Consider the following 17,705-nt stretch of genomic DNA (forward strand, 5'->3'; position numbering starts at 1 on the left):
CGCCCCCCGTATTCCGTTGATCAACCGTGCCAACCTACGAGCCGCCCGCCGCCTGCAGCAAGCAATGCGGCGGCTCCGCGCGGGTCGCGCGACGCCACCGGTCGGCCCCGCCGGGATTGTTCACCAGCACGGAAGCGGGGTGCTGAACAACGCCGCACCCTGTGAACTCTTCGTCATCAGCACGGCCAAGGCCCGCTTCGGCGCGGGGCCTGCCGCGCTGTCGATCCGCGGGTTCCGCAGGCCTCTGCGCGGAGGCCGGCCCGCGGCAGGGAGGGACGAGACATGACTGCATCGACGAAGGCCCGCACCCGCTGGCGCACGACGTTCACGAGCATCGGCGTCACCGGAGCGTTCGCGGGCCTCGTGCTCGGCGGCGCGTCGTCCGCCGGCGCGTCCGGCGCGGCATCGGACGACAAGACCGTCGGCGCGTCGGCCGCCGCCGCGCCGAGGGGCTTCCACGCCACCTCCAGCAGCACCAAGGCCAAGATCAGCGGGACGTACCAGTACTGGTACGCGGGCAAGGACGCAGGCGGCCGCGCCTTCTACGACGGCAAGTTCTCCGGTGCCACGGCCCAGGACCGCGCGCCGGGTGACGGCTACGAGGCCGTCCTGGCCCTCAAGTACGACGAGTTCAAGGGCGGCGGCTGGCGGACGGTCAAGAACCGTGTGGCCGTCGTCAACAGCACCAAGTCGTGGTCGTTCAAGGCCAAGGACAAGGTCACCGCGTACGCCTGCGACCGCAAGGTGGGCACGAAGAAGCTCCTGAACTGCAAGCCCTGGAGGTTCTGACCAGCGTCGCGCATGGGTCTTTGCTGTACAGGGGACAGCAAAGACCCATGCGCACCTCCGCCCCGAACGGGGACTGGCGCTGAGGCAGCACGATGAACGCCGTGCCCCGGGCCAGGTCGATGCTGGAGCGAGGCGGCGCCCCGTCGCTCTCGTCGTCCTGCACCAGCAGCTCCACCCGCCGCTGCTCCAACTCGACGGTCTTGTTTCCGTTCACGACTGCCGTGAACTCGTCGAAGGCCGTGTTCGACAGCGACCGCCCAGCGCGCCTGCGCAGCCACGGGATCAACCCCAGCCCCGTGAACCAGCGCCACACGCTCTCCACCAGGGCGAACAGGACGAGCTGACACACGAACGCCGGGAACGACAGAAGCCAGATCGTCACGGACGACCCCTGGCGTACGTCTTCCGGCAGGGATGCCTGCCTCCCTCGCGAGCAGCGCACCCGATCCGGAGCGTCCGTGACAGTGGCCGCCCGGCTTCCTCGACTGCCGTGACTGCCGTGACTGCTGTTTCGCCCGCCGCCGTTGGACTCGCCTCGCTGCTGGTCATGAGATCACTGTTCCGGATGTGCGGGGCGCAGGCATCGGACCAGCGAATGATCCGCTTCCCCCGCGCGGCGGAGGCTCCGCCGCAGACATCCCCCATGGCCGGATCCTGTCAGGACATGACCAGCACGCCACCACCGGTGACGCAGTTGACCAGCGAGTCTTACCCCGTGCCCCGGTCCGTGGGCACGAAGCCCGCATCACCTCGCACCGCACAAGGAATGTCGCCATGGCCCAGCGCGAGCCCCAGCCCGCCACCACCCCGCCACCATGCGGGCCGTGTCCCAGGGCCGGGCCGGAACCCCCGACGTCCTGTAGGTCGTCCGGACCGGGCGGCCGGAGCCGGGCCGGGGCGAGATCCTGGTCCGCGTACAAGCGGCGGGCGTGAACCCGGCCGACTGGAAGACCCGCGCGCGGGGGATGTTCGCCACCGGGGCGACGCCTCCCTTCACCCTCGGGTTCGACGTGGCAGGAGTCGTCGAGTCGGCGGGCCCGGGGGTGACGATCTTCCAGCCCGGCGACGAGGTGTTCGGGATGCCCCGCTTCCCGCACCCGGCGGGCGCCTACGCCGAGTACGTCACGGCACCCGCCCGGCACTTCGCGCCGCGCCCGCGCGGCCTGGACGCCGTTCAGGCGGGCGCCCTGCCGCTGGCCGCGCTCACCGCGTGGCAGGCCCTGGTCGACACCGCCCGGCTCCGGGCGGGACAGCGCGTACTGATCCATTCCGCGGCCGGTGGCGTCGGCCACCTGGCCGTACAGGTCGACACGGTGTTCCCGCTCGAACAGGCCGCCCAGGCGCACGCGTTGGGCGAGACGGGCCGCAGCACGGGAAAGATCGTCCTGGAGGTCGGGAGGTAGGAAGCAATCGGTGGGGGAGGGCCGGGGTCGACGCCTAGCATGAGCCCCATGCGTGAGTTCTTCACAGCTGAGCAACGGCGGTTGTCGTTCCTCGACTTCGGCGGTTCGGGTCTTCCGGTGCTGGCGTTCCACGGGAACTTCAACGAGGCGGCGGTGTTCGCCCCCCTGGCACGGGCGCTGGCGCCGCGGTGGCGAGTGATCGCACTGGACCAGCGCGGGCACGGCGAGTCCGATCGCGCCGAGAGCTACGGACGGGCCGACTTCGTCGCCGACATCGCGGCCTTCCACCGCCACCTGGGACTCGGCCCGGTGGCGATCCTCGGTCACTCCCTCGGCGGCGTGAACGCCTATCAGTACGCCGCCCGGCACACGGACCGGGTCACATCCCTCATCGTCGAGGACGTCGGCGCCGTGGTGGACATCGACCCGACGTACACGGCACGACTGCCGCGCAGGGCGCCGTCCCGCGAAGCGCTGGCTGAGGCCATCGGCTGGACGGCACCCTATTTCGAGTGCTCACTGCGCCAGTTCGACGACGGCTGGGGATACTCCTTCGGCATCGACGACACCGTGCTCACGCAGAAGGCCCTCACCGGCGATCACTGGAGCGACTGGGAGTCGGTGACCTGCCCGACCCTCCTGATCCGAGGAACGGACAGCGAGGTACTGACCCAGGACCACGCCCAGGAAATGATCGCCCGCCGGGCAGGCCGCGCACAGCTCGCCGAGATCCCCGCCGGACACGTCGTGCACCACGACGCTCCCGCCCAGTTCGCCGCCGCCGTACGCGCGTTCCTGTCTGCGCGGACCGCGGCGTAAAGCCGTTGTCGGCGCTCGGACGGCCCCTGTTATCGTGCGCCGATGCCAACGATCAAGAAGTTCCAAGTCACCTTCGACTGCGCGGAACCCGAGCGCCTGGCCCGTTTCTGGTGCGAGGTCTTGGGGTACGTCGTACCACCGCCACCGGAGGGCTTCGTCACCTGGGACGACTACTGGCAGTCCCGGCCCGCCGAGGAGCGGGACGCCTGGTTCGCGTGCAGCGACCCCTCGGGCGTGGGTCCGCGGCTCCACTTCCAGCGCGTCCCCGAAGGCAAGGCCGCCAAGAACCGGGTGCACCTCGATGTACGGGTCGGCACCGGACTCGTGGGGGAGGAGCGCCTCGCCGCCCTGGAGGCCGAACGCGCCCGACTGGTCCCGCTCGGCGCGGTCCATGTGCGCACGCTGTACGACGGCAACGACTCGTGCATCCCGATGCTGGACATCGAGGGCAACGAATTCTGCATCGACTGAGCTTGTCGCCGCCTCGTGGCCCCGCGGCCGCGCGGTCGAGCGGGCGGTACGGGCGGTACGGGCGGTACGGGCAGTGTGGATATCGTCGCTGACGTCGTGCGGGAACGCGGCGACGAGCGCGACCACCGCGCCACCACTGGCGGCCGACCCCGGATACGCGGCAGGCCGACCCTAGAGACCCAGCGGAGCGAGCACCGCGTCCACGACCTGCAACCGCCGCTCCCGCGACCAGTCCTCCGACGCCTCGAACCCGGTGAAGACCAGCCCACCGACGAGGACATCGACGACGTCCGCATCACAGGGGCTGCCGACCAGGTGCCGCACCACCCCGTCCCACCAGCGGTTGAACTCCTCGAGCTCGGCGCGCACGACCGGCTCGGTCGGCGCCCCGAGCACGATCGCCAGCCAGATCCGCTGCGCCTCGGCCCCGGTGCCGAGCACCGCCCACTCCACCAGCGCGCGCAGAGGGCGTTCACTGTCGGCCAGCAGTTCGGTGATCTGGACCCGCCGGGCCTCGATCTCGTGGCGCACGGCGATCCGGATCAACTCGTCCCGGCTGCTGACGTAGTGCGTGACCTGCGAGGTGGAAGCACCGACGGCCGCGGCGACGGCGCGGATCGTCGCCTCGCGGAAACCACGCTCGGCGGCGATCTTCAGGACCGCGGCACCGATGTCGCGACGGCGGGCTGCGTGATCGACCTGACGGGGCACCCGGCCACTGTTGCACGGCCCGCACCCTTCATGCAACGCTCGTTGTAAAACACTTGATGCAAAAAAGCGGGAGGGGTGGAGATGCCTGATGTCGCCGTGGTCGGTGCCGGGTACGCGGGGCTGTGTGCCGCACGCGGACTCCGTACGGCCGGACTCGACGTCGTCGTGCTGGAAGCAACCGACCGCGTCGGCGGCCGCACCCTCACCGCACGGCTCCCCGGCGGCTGGGCCATCGATCTCGGCGGTCAGTGGATCGCCCCCGCCCACACCCGGTTCACCGCCCTGGCCCGCGCCTACGACGCGGCCACCTTCACGGGCCACACGCAGGGCGACAACCTGCTCCTGACCAGGACCACGAGCCGCCGCTTCGCCGGACAACTCCCGCCGCTGCCCCCGCACGCGACCGCCGTCCTGGCGCCGGCGCTCTGGAAACTGGACCGCCTCAGCACCCGCGCACTCACCACCACCGAGGCGGAGCGCCTCGACTCGACCACCGTCGCCACGTGGTTGCGCCGCCGCCTGCCCGTGCCCCGGGCCCGCCGCCTCGCCGAAGCGGTCCTGGGCGCGGAGCTCTCGGTCGACGTCGCGAGCGTGTCCTTGCTCGCCCTGCTCACCGCCGTCCGCAGCACCGGCGGCGTCAGAGCCGGCGCGGAGGCCGAGACCGCAGGAGCCCTCTTCGTCGACGGCGCGGACGGCCCCGCCCGGTCCATCGCCGCCGAACTGGGCGACGCCGTCCGCCTCGACACCCCCGTGACCTCCCTCCACGACACCGGCGACGAAGTCCACGTCGCCGACATCCGAGCCGCCCGCGTGATCGTCGCCGTTCCGCCACCCCTGGCCGGCCGCATCCACTACACCCCGCCCATGCCCGCGCCCCGCGACCAGCTGACGCAGCGCATGCCGATGGGCGCGGCCCTCAAGACCTTCGCCGTGTACGACACCCCCTTCTGGCGCGCCGACGGCCTCTCCGGCCTCGCACTCGACCTCGACGGCCCCATGACCTTCGACGCCTCCCGCCCCGGCGGCCCCGGCCTGCTGTGCACCCTGGCCAACGGCCCCGCGGCCCACCACCTGACCCGCCTGCCCCCGCCCGAACGCAAGGCGACGATCATCGAGTCTCTCGTGCGCGGATACGGACCACGAGCGGCGCACCCCACCGACTGGCACGAGAAGGACTGGAGCGACGCCCCGCACTCCCGAGGCGGATCAACGCCTACTTCCCGCCGGGAGTCCTCACCACCGTCGGCTCCGCCCTGCGCACCCCCGTGGGCCGCATCCACTGGGCCGGCAGCGAGACCGCCACCCAGTGGTCCGGCTCCATCGAGGGCGCGATCCGCTCCGGCGAACGAGCCGCCGACGAAGTCCTCGCGGCGGAGCCGGCCTTCCAGGACCGCCTCAGGACACCGTGACCGCCGCACCAGCGCACCCGGAGCACGCGGAACCGTCCCGGCGCGTCCCGCGTGAAAGGCTCTTGTGCTGTCAGCTGGTGGTGGAGTGACGGGAGGGGACGGGATGAGAGCCCGTACGTGGATGAATGCGGCGGTATCGGCGTGCGTGGTCCTGGTGGCGAGTGCGTGCGGCCCCGAGGAGTCGCAGGGGGACGCGGACACGAAGCCGTCCCGGCCGTCCGCGTCCACCGGAGCGAAGGAGCCGTCGGTGACGCCCTCCGCGTCCGCCCCGGCCAAGAAGCCGTCGGCCACCCCGCCCGGCGACCGGCCCGCACCGAAGACGAAGCAGGGCGCGATCCGGCGGTACGAGCAGTACCTGCACGCCCTCGGCCGCGAGGACATCGACACGGTCTGCGAGGTCGCAGGGCCCGCCGCGAAGAAGGCGGAGGAGGAGGGCGTCGGCCCGTGCACGTCGACGTACGTCACCGTGTTCAAGATGATCTCCCCCGCGCAGAAGAAGGCCCTGAGGACGGCGACGGTCGACCCGCAGCGCGTCCTCGTACGCACGCCCGCGAAGATCGAGATGCCGGTCGCGGCGGTGAGGTCCACGGCCACCTTCTCCGAGAGCGACCTCGGCAGCTACACCCTGGAGTACCTCAAGAAGGACTGGTACATCACCGACTGAACCGACCGAACCGGCTGCTGACCGAACTGACTGAAGGGGCCGCGCTGGCTGAACCGACCGAACGCGACGCGCCGTACGCGACGACGCGCGGCGCCGGTCCGGAGTCACGCCGGGGCGGGCAGGTCGATGCGCGCGAGCTCCGCCGGGTCGACCACGGCGGTGATCTCGGTGATGCGGCTGCTGGCGACCGTGAGGATGAGGAGGAAGTCCGTGCGATCAACCTCGAGATCGCCCTGGCGAACTTCCTCAACCGCATCAACAGCACCCTCAAGGAACCGGCAGGTCAGCTCTGGACCTGACGGTGGCCTGTCGAGCCGGTGTCACATTCCGTGGGGCTGTCTCGTCGGATGGGCAGGGACGCACACGGTCCCGTGAACAGCCGCTCCGTTCCCGTGCGGGCGGACAGGCCTTGAAGTGGGGAGATGTTGGTGAAGGCTCGTATCGACTTCCATGGCAACGCCATCGGCGCCAAGCACGTGAAGTACCTCGCGTCGGCAGGGCAGGCGCTCCTGACGACGTCGCTGCCGAGGGCGACCATGGAGCTGATGGCGCTGCGGATCAGCCAGATCAACGGCTGTGGCTTCTGCGCCGACATGCACACCAAGGACGCCGCCCACGCCGGCGAGACTCCGGTCCGTCTCAACCTGGTCGCGACGTGGCGCGAGGCGACGGTCTTCTCCGAGGCCGAGCGTGCCGCGCTGGAACTCGCGGAGCAGGGCACCCGGATCGCCGACGCCGCAGGCGGTGTCAGCGACGAGGCCTGGGAGGAAGCGGCCAAGCACTACGACGAGGACCAACTCGTCGCCCTGGTATCGGCGATCACGCTCTTGAACGCCCTCAACCGCCTGAACGTGATCATTCGCCAGCCCGCGGGTGACTACCAGCCGGGCCAGTTCGGGTAACCGACAAGGCCCCCGGCTCCCTGCTGACAGGCGAGCCGGAACCAGTCATGGAGACAACGATGGCCGGACGCCCTCCCTCGGGCTCCGGCCATCGCCGTACGCAGAAATCCGGCGGGCCGCACGACCACCGGCGGCACCGGACCATGACAAGGGTGACGTGACGATCGCTGCTCGTCCGGGACGCCCTCGCGCATCTGCGGCAGGCGCTTGCCCTCGCTCCAGGCCGTGTCCGCTCCGAACAGCGGTGGAGGTCATCGGGTTCGACGGAGCGGATGTCCTTGTGCAGCCGGTGGCTGTCGAAGGGAAGGACAGCGAGATCGGCCGGATCCCTCGGCATGAGGCTTCGACGCGTCGAGTGGGCACCGCTCCGCACTCTTCGAGATGGGCCAGGAAAACAACGCTGAGGAGGTCGGACGTTGGAATGAAGGTCAGCTTCATCTCTTCGCGAGGGCACGCGAGTTCCCGACCTTGCGATCCTTCCTGCTCGCTTTGAAACCCGGACTGGTAGTCACCGGAACCGTTGCGGCGGTAGAGGACTTCGGGGTCTTCGTCACAGGGCCGAACACCAAGGTCGTTCCCGCGAAGACTGCGAAGCCCGGGCCGGAGAGCCATCGGTGTGCTGGGGGAGAGCCCGCTCGGTGATCCCTGGCCCCATGGGCAGAACCCGCCCGTCACCGTCCCGCACGTGCTTTTCGAGGAGCGTGAACGACTTCGGTGTGCCGCCCGGCTGCGGCTTGCCCTCCTTGTGGCCGACGACCTGGTATCCGGAGGCGAGGTAGTACGCGCTCAATCGGGAATTGCCCGCCAGGCAGTCCAGGCGTACGAGCGGTCGGCCGGCCTCGGCGACGCGACGTTCCGCGGCGCGCAGAAGGTGCCGCCCGGTCCCGGGCGGAACACGGCTGTGGTCCACCATCAGCCTGTGCACATAGCCGGCCGTCGGTGGCTGCGGCCCCCAGGCGGCCTCGTCCTCCCACCACAACTCCCAGGCGCCGACCGCACGGCCGGCCGCCTCCGCGAGCCACACCTCGCCGCTCTCCATGATCCGCCGGAAGTGGTCCTCGCCCAGTTCACCGGGCTGCCACTGACCGGTGATGCCCTGGGCGATCATCCACCGGGCGGCGTCGTCGCGCAGTCGCACGAGAGCAGCGAGGTCACAGTCGTCCGCGAGACGGAAACGTAGATCGTTCACGACGGGATCCTCGCACAGACGTCCAGCTCTGCCGCCCTCATGGCCGTTCGGGCTTGTGGGCGAGGAAGGTGGCGAAGGTCCGCTCAAACCCTTCGCGGGGTTCCTCGACCAGACGTGCTGTGAGGCCGAGCCCGGCCTGCTTCAGCAGCTCGGCAATCCGATCGGGCGGCAGCAGGTAGGACTCGTAGGTCACCGGATGGCCGCCGTACGCCTGCGTGGGACGCAGGTGCTGGTCGGGCCCGACGTGGCCGGCCAGCATCAGACAGCCGCCCGGCGCGAGAGCGCGGTGGAGCTCGCCGAACACCACGGGCAGCAGCGCCGGCGGGGTGTGGTGGGTGGAGTAGTACGCGAGGATGCCACCGAGCCGGTCGTCCTCGATCGGGAGCGAGGTCATCGAGCCGACGCTGAAGCCCCGATCCGGGTGGGCCCGACGGGCCAGCTCGACCATGCCGGGCGACAGGTCCATGCCGAACGCAGGCACGCCCCGCTCGGCGAGGTAGGCCGTGATTCTGCCGGGCCCGCATCCCAGGTCGGCGACGGGCCCGAGTCCGGCCGTCCGCACCACCTCCGCAAAGACGTTCAGCATCCCCCGGGACAGCGGATCCAGCTCCGCCGGAGGCTTGACCTGCTCGACGTAGGCGGAGGCGACGGTGTCGTACGACTCCTGGACAGCGGCGAGGTAGGAGAGATCAGGCATGCGGGCGACTCTAATGAGGACCCCGCAGTCTGACGACAGGCCGTGACAAGCCTCCTCCGCGCGAGAATCGACAAGCGCGCTGCTCGTACGACATCGGCAGCGACAGCCTCGCGAGCCCGGCCCACCGTTGGCCCCGCCTCGGCGGCCGCCGACGCGGGGCCGCGCACGAATTCCTGGGGGCGGCGGCCCCAAGCGCCTGAGCCGTCCATCACGCAAGCTCTCCCCGCATCCGGTGCTCGACAGGCAGCCGTTTCACCGACGTGGCCAGGCGGGCGAGCGTCAGCTCTTGACGGCCTCCGCGATCTGCTGAGCGGCCTGTTCGGGCGTGAGATACGTGGTGTCGACGACCTCCGCCTCCGCGTGCAGCCACGTGCGGGCGGCCTCGGCGTAGGGCTCGAGGTACTGCAGGCGGAACGGGGAGTCGGGGCCGAGAACGGTGTCGCCCGCGATGCGGGCGCGGAGGGTGTCCTGGTCTGCGTGGAGGACGAAGTGCCGCACGGGAATGGAGTGGTGGGCGAGGCCCGAGCTGATCTCGCGCCAGTACTCCTCGACCAGGACCGTCATGGGCATCACCAGCGTGCCGCCGGTGTAGTCGAGCACGTGACGGGCGGTTTCGACGACGAGCGGCCGCCACGGCGGCCAGTGCTGGAAGTTGTCCGTCGATGGCAGTCCGGGTGTGATGTCCATGAGGGTCTCGCCGACCTTCTCGGCGTCGAACACCCGTGAATCCGGGATCAGTTCCTGCACGAGCGCGCTGGTCGTCGTCTTGCCTGCGCCATGGGTTCCGTTGAGCCATACGATCATGGGCTCGACGCTACCGGCTGTGCGGGCCGAGGGAGCGGGCACTCCGGAGGCGTTTCACGGCCGGTATCTCGGATCAGGCCGGGGGAGCCTCTGCGGTGGGCTTCGCACCTTCGGGGGCGACGAGCCGACGTAACGCAAGCGACGCTGCTGCCGGCCGCCCGCGACGGCGGAGCTCGGGCGGCGCTGCTCCGCATGCGGAGGCTCAGCGTGGACGTGTGGGGCGCCGCGAGCACACAGGCAGTTCGTACGACCTCGCTGGTCTGGCGCCGAACGCCGCAGGGGTGCCGGATCGTCAGGGATCTCCCCGCAGGGACTCTCGACCACAGGTTGCCGGAGCACGTTCCCCGCTGACCTGTGTGCGCAGGTGCTTGAACACCGCGGATCGCAGGAACGGGTGGGGGTGAGATCTGCTGAGACCCAGACTTCATCGCGAAAAGGAGGAGCCCTCGGGGGGATTGGGGACTCCCCGGGGGTTCCGAAGCAGGAGTCAGACATCAACCCGCTGGCGGAGGAACAGCCGTGTGATCAGAGCCCGAAGTGCTCGCGCACCCAGGGTGATACCCAACCTCACGGACAGCTTGCGAATCCGCCCCCCGCCGAGCGGGAGCTCGTTCCAGTGCCACCATGTGCCCACCTCACCTCATCTTGCATATGGGCCGGGCCGCCAGAGGAGCCGGCGGCCCCCAAATCGAGCTTTGGGCCTCGACAACGGACCGGCCTGCCCAACTGATGAGGTAAGGCGCTTCCACGGCAGGCCCTGTCGCCCAACTCCACGAGCATGCACGTCACTTCACATCGGAACGCGGGCCGGGGCCGGCTCCCGGTGGCGGGCTTGGGGCGAATCCGGGCGCTGGCCCCGGGGGAGCTCATGCAAGGGGCAGGAGCGGCGCGCCCTGGCCCGACGGGTCATGTTCCCGGGCGCCCGCGTGCCACGGTGTCCGCGAGGCGGGTGGCGCCGTGAAGGAGGTGTTCCAGCGGACCGCGGCGGAAAAAGCGCGACCATGCGGTGGCGAGCAGCACAGCGGCGGTGATGAAGGCGGGGAGCAGGAACAGGGGCAGCCCGTCGAGGTCCTTGATGCCCAGGGCCCGGATCAGCACGATGTGCAGGACGTAGGCGGTCAGGGACATGGAGCCCACCGCGATCACGGGCCGGGCCCACGGTGTGAGGCGCGGCAGCCGGTCGAGGGCGGTGACGCAGGCGGTGAGCACGAGCAGGGCGATGCCGGTGTTGGCGATGACGGAGAGGGTGGTCTCGCTGTGCGGTGCGGCCACCCACAGCCAGGCGGTGCCCGAGGTCTCCGACACGCCGGCGACGTCGGACCACCACGACGCCATCACGGGGCCGTCCCAGGTGGCGTCCGCGGCGAGGGCTGCGGGTACGCCCGGCACCAGCTGCAGCGCGAGCTAGGAGCCGCCGTGGCCGACCACGGCGAGCGCGGCTCCGGTGACGGCGAGCCGCGCCCGTACGGCGCGGGAGGCGAGGTCGAGGCGGGCCACGGCCATGCCGGCGAGAAGGAACGACAGCCAGGCCAGGGCCGGGTAGCTGCCGGTGACGAACAGGTCCAGGAAGCCGCCGGTGTCGCTGATGCGGGCCAGGGGGTCGTGGGCGACGAGCGTTTCGCCCCAGGTGGTGTCGTCGAGGGAGCGCAGCAGGAGGTAGCGGACCTGGGGCAGGGTGATCGCGGTGGCCACGGCGAGGGCCGCCAGGGCGCGCGGGCGCAGTCGGTAGAGCGGCAGGAGCAGGGCGAAGAACAGTCCGTAGTAGGCCAGGATCACCTCGACCGGGGTGCCGGTCATCGTCAGCGCGGTGCCGAGGGCGAGGAGGACCACGGCACGTATCAGCACGTGCAGGACGGCCCGGCGGCCGGCGCGGCCGGTCCGTGGCGTGCTGCGGCCGGTGAGGAGGATGAGCGAGAAACCGGCGAGGAAGGCGAACAGGGCCGAGGAGCGGCCGTGGGACAGCTCCAGGAGGAAACCGATGACGCCCCCGGCGTCCTCGGGGGCGGGGCCGACGTGTGCGGCGTACATGCCGAAGACCGCCAGGCCGCGGGCGAGGTCCACGCCGAGCAGCCGGCCGGTCGTGGTGTGGCGGTCACGGTGGGCGAGGGCGGGCGCGTCGGTTGCCGGGGGAGCTGTCACGGACTGCCGTGGCTGCATCGTCATGCCATCAGGCTCGAAGAAGAGCAGGTCATCTCGTATCCGTCGAGGTGCTGCCGGACCCCTGCCACCTGGCGGGAACCAGCCCCCCCCAGTCGACGGGTGTGGCGGTGCCGCATGCGGCGCCGGGCCGGTGCGCGATTACGCTCCGTTCAGAACGACGCAGGGGCAGAGCGACACGTGCACAGATCAGAACGACGCAGGGGCAAGAGCGACCCGTGCGCAGATCAGAACGACGCAGGGGCAAGAGCGACCCGTGCGCAGAACGACGCACCCGCGCGACGACGGGCAGCGGGACGGGGCAGATGTGATCCGGGTAGTGGTGGTGGACGACGAGGCTCTGGTCCGCTCAGGCCTCGAGCTGATCCTCAGCGCGGCGAACGACACCGAGGTCGCCGCCACCGCGACCGGCGCTCAGGCCGTCCAGACCATCGCCCGGGTGCGGCCCGACGTCGTGCTGCTTGACATCCGCATGCCCGACACTGACGGTCTGACCGTGCTGCGGGAGCTACGGCTCTTCGATGTCCCGCCCGTCGTGGCCATGCTCACCACCTTCGACTCCGACGAGTACATCCTGACCGCGCTGCGCTCCGGCGCCGCAGGATTCATCCTCAAGGACACCGCACCCGACCAACTCGCCCAGCTGGTCCGCACGCTGGCCTGCGGGGGAGTGGTCCTCTCGCCCAAGGCGTCGTCCGCGCTCGTCGACGGCGCGCACGGCGCGGCCGAGGACGATCCGCAGGTGCGGCGGGTAGGCCTGCTGACCGACCGCGAACGCACGGTCCTCAAGCTCATCGCCGAGGGCCTGTCGAACGCCGACATCGCCGCCCGTCTGCACCTGAGCGCCGGCACCGTCAAGGACCACGCCAGCTCGATCCTGGGCAAGCTGCGGGTGTCGGGCCGCGTACAAGCGGCACTGCTCGCCCAACGCGCCGGCCTGCTCACTGCCGGGACCACCGAACGACAGCGCCCGCCCCACGACACTGCGCCACGGCCATGAGCCCCGCGGACGACAGGACGCCGTCGCGCGCCGACAGGGCCCGTCGGCTCTCCGTGACCTGGGCGACACCCGTGATCGTGCTGTTGGCGGTGGCCGACGTGTGGTGGAACGCCGAGGACACCGGGGCGTACGAGACCACGTGCGCCGCACTGGCCTGCGCGGCGCTGGCGCTGCGTCGCCGCTTCCCGCTGACGGTGTTCCTCACCGGGGTGCCCGCCACCTTGTTCCTCCCCCTCATGGTGGTGCCGTTCGCGAGCCTGTACGCCTTGGCGGCGACGTCCCGCAGCCGCCCGCTCCTCGCCGCGTGCGCGCTGATCTCGGCAACCGCCGACGCCGCTCCCTGGCCACTGGGCGTCTATGCCGACGACGGTGCGACCCGCACCCTCGTCGACTTCGCCTACCTCATCGCCACCGCTGCCGCCCCGGTCTTCCTCGGCCAGCTCGTCCAGGCCCGCCAGGACGCGGCGGAGCGCCTGCGCGAGGTGGAGGAGGCCCGGGACCACGAGCGGCAGCTGCACGCGCAGAACATGCTGGCCCGCGAGCGCGCCCAACTCGCCCGGGAGATGCACGACGTGGTGTCGCACCAGGTCAGCCTGATCGCCATCCAGGCCGGTGCCCTCCAGGTCAGCGCCACCGAGCCCAGGGCGAAGGCCGCGGCGCACACCATCCGGGAGCTGAGCGTGACCACTCTGGACGAGCTGCGGCACATGGTGCTGCTCCTGCGCATGTTCGGCGGCGACGCCTCCGAACTCGCCCCCCAGCCCACCCTGGCCGACCTGCGAAGGCTCGTGGACGGCAGCGGCGTGCACAGCACCCTCAGCGGCGAACTGCCGGCCGACCTCCCCGCTCCCGTGCAGCGCACCTTGTACCGCACGGTCCAGGAAGCCCTCACCAACGCCCGCAAACACGCCCCCGGCTCCCGCGTCACCGTTCAGCTGTGGCACGACAGGGACCACATCGGCGTCACCGTCACCAACACACCTCCCTCCCGGCCCGCCACCCCCTTGCCCGGCGCCCACCTCGGACTCATCGGGCTGCGCGAACGCGCCGACCTCCTGCACGGGCGCTTCGAGTCCGCCCCCACCACCGAGGGCGGATTCACCGTCCGCCTCACCCTCCCGTACGGCACGGATGCATGAGTCTCCGACCAGCACACGTCCCACCCGCACAGACGGCCTGCCGGACCGATCGGGCGATGCGGAGTTCGGCCGCCGCTCAGTAGCCGGGCGGGATCCGGTCCTGAGGCCCGTCGGCCGCCCCTGCCGCGCCGTCGTCCGTCCGAACCCGCTTGGCCACGGCCGGACCGGCCGAGTCCGAGACCAGCTCCGCGATGCGCAGCGTGCACTCCCACTGCGTCAGCTTGCCTGTGATGACTACCAGGTAGGTCTCCTGGTCAACGAAGCGGTACACACGTCGCCGCTTCTCGACGATCTTCTTGCTCGGTACGTACGTGCAGAGGGCTTCACGAAGTGCCTCCAACGCCTGGACCTTCGATTCCAGCCCCTGACAGAGGAACTCGGTCCTGTACACGTCGCTGGAGTACTGCACGATCACGGCCCACTTGCCCATACGCCCCCCCCTCGGCGGCGCTGCCAGTCAGCCACAGCTCAGCCTCCGGAGCAAGAGTGGGACAGGCGGCTGGGCGCGGCCGGGCCGTCATCGCGAGGACTTCGGTCCCGACTGCCTGAGCATCAGCGCTGGTGACGGAGAGGCCGGGCTTCGACAGCGTCGGCGGCCGCCGGGGCGTCACTGCCTTGCGGGCCAGCCTTGCATGGTGATGGGCCTTGATGTTGCACGGCAGTGGGCCGAGGGAGGCCGGATCCAGCGTCCTGCCCGGAAACCGGTTCGGACTGCTGCCGCGCGAGCTTGAACACCGCCACCGTCCCCACGTGATCGGTTCTGCGCTGCCCCTTCTACCGGCGGTGGGCGGTATTGGTTCCCGCCGAGTGCCCTAAGCAAGCAGTCACGTTGGGTGACTGCTTCGAGGTCGGCGTCAACGGGTCAGCTGTGCTGACGCCCAGGCCAGTAGGATCGGCGGCTGTTCGATGATGGTGGGGGCAAGGTATGGGCGCTGTTGGGGCTGGCTGCTCTTTGACCAGCGATGATGACGAGAGCGAATTCTGGGGACATGCCCAAGAGGCCACCGGGCTTTTCGTGCCACTGGGGGACGGATCACGGAGAGTTGAGTTGCTCGGGTGTTCGCCTCAAGGCGGCCTGCGAGTGTGTATTGACCGCATGGGCAGTAAGCGAGCGCTGGCCGGCAACGCCAATCTCGCGTTCTTGGACTCATCGGGCGCCAGCATGGGGCAGTACTTCGTCAACGACGTGACGCCAGAGGCCGTGCGGCCCTCGACGAGAGGGGCGGGCCTGGTCGATCTGACCGTGCGCCTGTGGTGCGACAACGCGCTTCCCCAGTCCGAATGGCCGTGGGAACTCATCCGCGCCGAACAGATGAACCGGACCGGGCTGTGGCATTTCCTCGGCCCGACTGGCCGCCGCGGTTGGCTGTCCGTGGCTCTGACGCGTCACAGCTTTCGATCCTTGCCGGATCGACCTTCCGGAGCCACGTTTCACCTGGACGGTGAGCACATCGTGGACGCGGACACCTTTTACTGCGCTCTTGGCGAGGCGGTGAACGGGCCAGGCGGCTATTTCGGGTGGAACCTTGACGCTCTGGATGACTGCCTGCGCGGCCGCTGGGGTGCCGAGTCACCCTTCACGCTGGAATGGCATTCCTCCAGCGTCGCTACGTCGTCCCTTCCTCAGCGCCACGGTCCGAGCAAAGAGGGTGTGTCGTTGTTCGAAGTCGTCCTGGAGCTTTTCCGTGATCACAGCATTGACGTCATCTTTCGCTGAGTAGGGCACCAGGCCAGCTATTCGGGGCTGGCCGGTGCCGAGTGCTTCTTCAGACGGCTGGCCACGTAGCTGGCTCGGTCGCCGCCGTTGACGTGATGCCATTCGTATGCGGTCTGGTCTGCGAGGCCGAGCAGATCAGCGACGAGTTTCCAGTGGATGGTGTCGACCATGGCGAGGATTGCGCCATTGCGTGCGAGTCGGGCTTCGGGAATGGCGTGTGCGGCCAGGCGCCGGGCGAGTGTGCTCGCCGAGAACGGTCCCGGTCGCTCATGATCGACCGGTCCTCGCAGTTGGCCAGAGCAGATACGGCCAGGTGCTTGGGAGCGAGCTGGTGGGCTGCGCCCCACGTCAGGAAACGCCGGATTTCGCCTTGCCGGACGCGGTGTGCGGCCACCCAGCGGTCCACCAGCGGCTGCAGGCAGGTGCCGAGCGAGCAATCGGCAATCTTTAGCGAGCGTTTAACTTGGCCACAGTCGATGCAGCTCCGCCGTCGACTGTCCCGCCAACACCGTTGGCATAGGGGGCGTCCAGCCTTGCGCGACACAATTCGGTTTCGCTGTCCGCAGGATGCACACGTTGTCGAGTCAGCAGGCACAACTCAGCTTTCGGCATCGAAGAAGTCCGGTGACAGCATCGGAGTATCCGGAAGAACCGGCCGCAGCCGAGTTACCGGTCCAGGCTCCGGCACTGCGGGTTCTTCCGGCGTGATCGGGACCACGAGTTCCTCGAATGTGCACTCCAGGATCTGATACAGAGCCACAAGCACACAGCTGGCCACCTCGGGTGGTTGATCCGCTTGGGGTGCCACGTACCGGAAGCAGACACGAATCCGCTGATCACCAGGGTCAATCCCGCTCGCGGCCCCCGGCTGATGGCGCTGCCATGCGAGCTGGTGTGGGCCACCACATGGTTGTCCGACGCGAACGAATGCCTCGCGCTGTGGCTGGGCTTGCCGGAACTGCCCGTCGTTGCCTGGCCCGAGCCGTCCGACGAAGGCGAGCAGGGCGGGGTCCACTGGAAGACCCGCGACCTCCTCCGCTGTGCAGCCAGACCGCTGACAGGTCCCAGCCGGTCACCTCGGCCTTGGCCAGCAGGGATCCGGCCAGGTCGGCCTCGCGGAGCCGGACGCCGCGCAGGTCGGCGCCCGGAAGACCGGCGTAGGACCAGCCGCCGCCGTCCACCGTCAGCGCACCCCGACTGCACGAGTCGAACTGTCGGCGCGGCTGCGGACCGCGCTCGCGCACTTTGACGCCGTGGTCCGCGGGGCCGCTGCGCTCGCCCTCGGCACACGGGATGCGGCCGACGCGATCCCGACGCTGATCGGGGATGATCGCGGCGGGCAGGAACGACACGGACGCGGCCGACGCGTCGAGCGTGCCGGCGAGCGACACCGCGCGGGCGGAGCCGATCGCGCCCGCGCTCGTCGAGCGCCTCGCCCGCGCCACCGCTGGGGCGTCCGCACGCGGACGCCTGCCCAGGCCTTCGCGGGCATCGCGGGAACCACGGCCGCACGGACCCTCGCGGCGCTGTCGCACCACGAGCACCGCGCCGTCGCGCTGACCGCGACGTACTTCCTGCGGCTGCGTGAGGCGCGGTGACGGCCCTCGCCGGAGCGCCGCGCGGGGCCCGCCCCGTGCGCGGCTCGCGGGAAAGCGGTCCCTTCGCCCTCTCCCAGGCATCCGGTGAAGCCGGACGGCGAATGCCCGCGGCCGGGGCACCTCGGTTCACCGCTCCTTCGGCCCAACGCCGTGCGGGGATTCGCCAGGAGGAGGGCGCGTGATGATCGCACTTTCCGCCGCCGCGACGCGGCCGATTCCCGGAAATACCACTCACG

20 protein-coding genes and 3 pseudogenes are annotated in these 17,705 nt (G+C 70.3%); 14 read left to right on the forward strand and 9 right to left on the reverse strand.

The window, feature by feature from the left end; all coding sequences use genetic code 11:
* Positions 1-282 precede the first annotated feature (282 nt).
* A complete protein-coding gene (locus QUY26_RS39205) occupies positions 283-789 on the forward strand; it encodes a hypothetical protein (protein ID WP_289955248.1) in 507 nt (168 codons plus the stop codon).
* Here the strand turns inward: QUY26_RS39205 and QUY26_RS41050 are convergent.
* Complete coding sequence (locus QUY26_RS41050) at positions 719-964, reverse strand: DUF6191 domain-containing protein (RefSeq protein WP_354670772.1); 246 nt, start codon at positions 962-964, stop codon at positions 719-721. The two genes, QUY26_RS39205 and QUY26_RS41050, sit on opposite strands and share 71 nt — an antisense overlap.
* On the opposite strand from QUY26_RS41050, the gene QUY26_RS39210 reads away from it, so the two are divergent.
* The 4 genes and pseudogenes from QUY26_RS39210 to QUY26_RS39225 all read left to right on the forward strand — a co-directional run bounded on the left by QUY26_RS39210 (position 882) and on the right by QUY26_RS39225 (position 3,482).
* Positions 882-1,133 (forward strand): hypothetical protein, encoded by a 252-nt coding sequence (locus QUY26_RS39210; protein ID WP_289955250.1) that lies wholly within the window; start codon positions 882-884, stop codon positions 1,131-1,133. The genes QUY26_RS41050 and QUY26_RS39210 overlap by 83 nt on opposite strands.
* A gap of 471 nt (positions 1,134-1,604) precedes the next feature.
* Positions 1,605-2,186, forward strand: a pseudogene (locus tag QUY26_RS39215) (alcohol dehydrogenase catalytic domain-containing protein); the annotation flags it as partial.
* Between the two features lie 54 nt (positions 2,187-2,240).
* On the forward strand, positions 2,241-3,011 hold the full coding sequence (locus QUY26_RS39220) for an alpha/beta fold hydrolase (RefSeq protein ID WP_354670741.1): 771 nt from the start codon (positions 2,241-2,243) through the stop codon (positions 3,009-3,011).
* A 42-nt stretch (positions 3,012-3,053) separates the two neighbouring features.
* Positions 3,054-3,482, forward strand: a complete 429-nt coding sequence (locus QUY26_RS39225) for a VOC family protein (protein ID WP_289955252.1) — start codon at positions 3,054-3,056, stop codon at positions 3,480-3,482.
* A 171-nt stretch (positions 3,483-3,653) separates the two neighbouring features.
* Here QUY26_RS39225 and QUY26_RS39230 read toward each other — a convergent pair whose 3' ends face one another.
* Complete coding sequence (locus tag QUY26_RS39230; RefSeq protein ID WP_289955253.1) at positions 3,654-4,193, reverse strand: TetR/AcrR family transcriptional regulator; 540 nt, start codon at positions 4,191-4,193, stop codon at positions 3,654-3,656.
* Between the two features lie 81 nt (positions 4,194-4,274).
* Between QUY26_RS39230 and QUY26_RS39235 the strand changes: the two are divergent.
* From QUY26_RS39235 to QUY26_RS39245, 4 genes and pseudogenes are all read left to right on the forward strand, one after another.
* A pseudogene (locus tag QUY26_RS39235) lies at positions 4,275-5,354 on the forward strand (flavin monoamine oxidase family protein); the annotation flags it as partial.
* A 104-nt stretch (positions 5,355-5,458) separates the two neighbouring features.
* On the forward strand, positions 5,459-5,602 hold the full coding sequence (locus QUY26_RS41055) for an FAD-dependent oxidoreductase (RefSeq protein WP_354670773.1): 144 nt from the start codon (positions 5,459-5,461) through the stop codon (positions 5,600-5,602).
* Between the two features lie 103 nt (positions 5,603-5,705).
* Positions 5,706-6,266, forward strand: a complete 561-nt coding sequence (locus QUY26_RS39240) for a hypothetical protein (RefSeq protein WP_289955257.1) — start codon at positions 5,706-5,708, stop codon at positions 6,264-6,266.
* A 428-nt stretch (positions 6,267-6,694) separates the two neighbouring features.
* Complete coding sequence (locus tag QUY26_RS39245; protein WP_289955258.1) at positions 6,695-7,168, forward strand: carboxymuconolactone decarboxylase family protein; 474 nt, start codon at positions 6,695-6,697, stop codon at positions 7,166-7,168.
* Positions 7,169-7,718: 550 nt separating this feature from the next.
* On the opposite strand, the gene QUY26_RS39250 is transcribed toward QUY26_RS39245, so the two are convergent.
* The 5 genes from QUY26_RS39250 to QUY26_RS41065 all read right to left on the reverse strand — a co-directional run bounded on the left by QUY26_RS39250 (position 7,719) and on the right by QUY26_RS41065 (position 12,021).
* The gene (locus tag QUY26_RS39250) at positions 7,719-8,357 is read right to left on the reverse strand and encodes a GNAT family N-acetyltransferase (RefSeq protein WP_289955259.1); all 639 of its coding nucleotides are present in this window, start codon (positions 8,355-8,357) and stop codon (positions 7,719-7,721) included.
* 37 nt (positions 8,358-8,394) lie between these two features.
* Positions 8,395-9,054, reverse strand: a complete 660-nt coding sequence (locus tag QUY26_RS39255) for a class I SAM-dependent methyltransferase (RefSeq protein ID WP_289955261.1) — start codon at positions 9,052-9,054, stop codon at positions 8,395-8,397.
* Between the two features lie 279 nt (positions 9,055-9,333).
* Positions 9,334-9,858 (reverse strand): AAA family ATPase, encoded by a 525-nt coding sequence (locus tag QUY26_RS39260; RefSeq protein ID WP_289955263.1) that lies wholly within the window; start codon positions 9,856-9,858, stop codon positions 9,334-9,336.
* Between the two features lie 906 nt (positions 9,859-10,764).
* Complete coding sequence (locus QUY26_RS41060; RefSeq protein ID WP_354670742.1) at positions 10,765-11,247, reverse strand: DUF418 domain-containing protein; 483 nt, start codon at positions 11,245-11,247, stop codon at positions 10,765-10,767.
* Positions 11,248-11,262: 15 nt separating this feature from the next.
* Positions 11,263-12,021 carry a heparan-alpha-glucosaminide N-acetyltransferase domain-containing protein gene (locus QUY26_RS41065; RefSeq protein ID WP_354670743.1) on the reverse strand — a complete coding sequence of 253 codons (759 nt, stop codon included), beginning with the start codon at positions 12,019-12,021 and terminating at the stop codon, positions 11,263-11,265.
* Positions 12,022-12,322: 301 nt separating this feature from the next.
* Between QUY26_RS41065 and QUY26_RS39270 the strand changes: the two genes are divergently transcribed.
* Together QUY26_RS39270 and QUY26_RS39275 are read left to right on the forward strand one after the other, a co-directional pair.
* Positions 12,323-13,015, forward strand: a complete 693-nt coding sequence (locus QUY26_RS39270; RefSeq protein WP_289956390.1) for a response regulator — start codon at positions 12,323-12,325, stop codon at positions 13,013-13,015.
* Positions 13,012-14,154 carry a sensor histidine kinase gene (locus QUY26_RS39275; RefSeq protein ID WP_289955265.1) on the forward strand — a complete coding sequence of 381 codons (1,143 nt, stop codon included), beginning with the start codon at positions 13,012-13,014 and terminating at the stop codon, positions 14,152-14,154. Before QUY26_RS39270 ends, QUY26_RS39275 begins: the two co-directional genes overlap by 4 nt.
* 76 nt (positions 14,155-14,230) lie before the next feature.
* Here QUY26_RS39275 and QUY26_RS39280 read toward each other — a convergent pair whose 3' ends face one another.
* Entirely contained in the window at positions 14,231-14,584 is a 354-nt protein-coding gene (locus QUY26_RS39280; protein WP_289955267.1) for a hypothetical protein, read from the reverse strand.
* Positions 14,585-15,250: 666 nt separating this feature from the next.
* Here QUY26_RS39280 and QUY26_RS39285 point away from each other — a divergent pair.
* Complete coding sequence (locus tag QUY26_RS39285) at positions 15,251-15,871, forward strand: barstar family protein (RefSeq protein WP_289955269.1); 621 nt, start codon at positions 15,251-15,253, stop codon at positions 15,869-15,871.
* Positions 15,872-15,888: 17 nt separating this feature from the next.
* Here QUY26_RS39285 and QUY26_RS39290 read toward each other — a convergent pair whose 3' ends face one another.
* Entirely contained in the window at positions 15,889-16,041 is a 153-nt protein-coding gene (locus tag QUY26_RS39290; protein ID WP_289955270.1) for a hypothetical protein, read from the reverse strand.
* A gap of 641 nt (positions 16,042-16,682) precedes the next feature.
* Here QUY26_RS39290 and QUY26_RS39295 point away from each other — a divergent pair.
* Positions 16,683-16,919: pseudogene (locus tag QUY26_RS39295) on the forward strand (HAD domain-containing protein); the annotation flags it as partial.
* 205 nt (positions 16,920-17,124) lie between these two features.
* Positions 17,125-17,469: a hypothetical protein gene (locus QUY26_RS39300; RefSeq protein WP_436840470.1), complete on the forward strand. Its 345-nt coding sequence runs from the start codon at positions 17,125-17,127 to the stop codon at positions 17,467-17,469.
* Positions 17,470-17,705 lie beyond the last annotated feature (236 nt).

Source organism: Streptomyces flavofungini (genome assembly GCF_030388665.1).
Taxonomy (GTDB): Bacteria; Actinomycetota; Actinomycetes; order Streptomycetales; family Streptomycetaceae; genus Streptomyces; species Streptomyces flavofungini_A.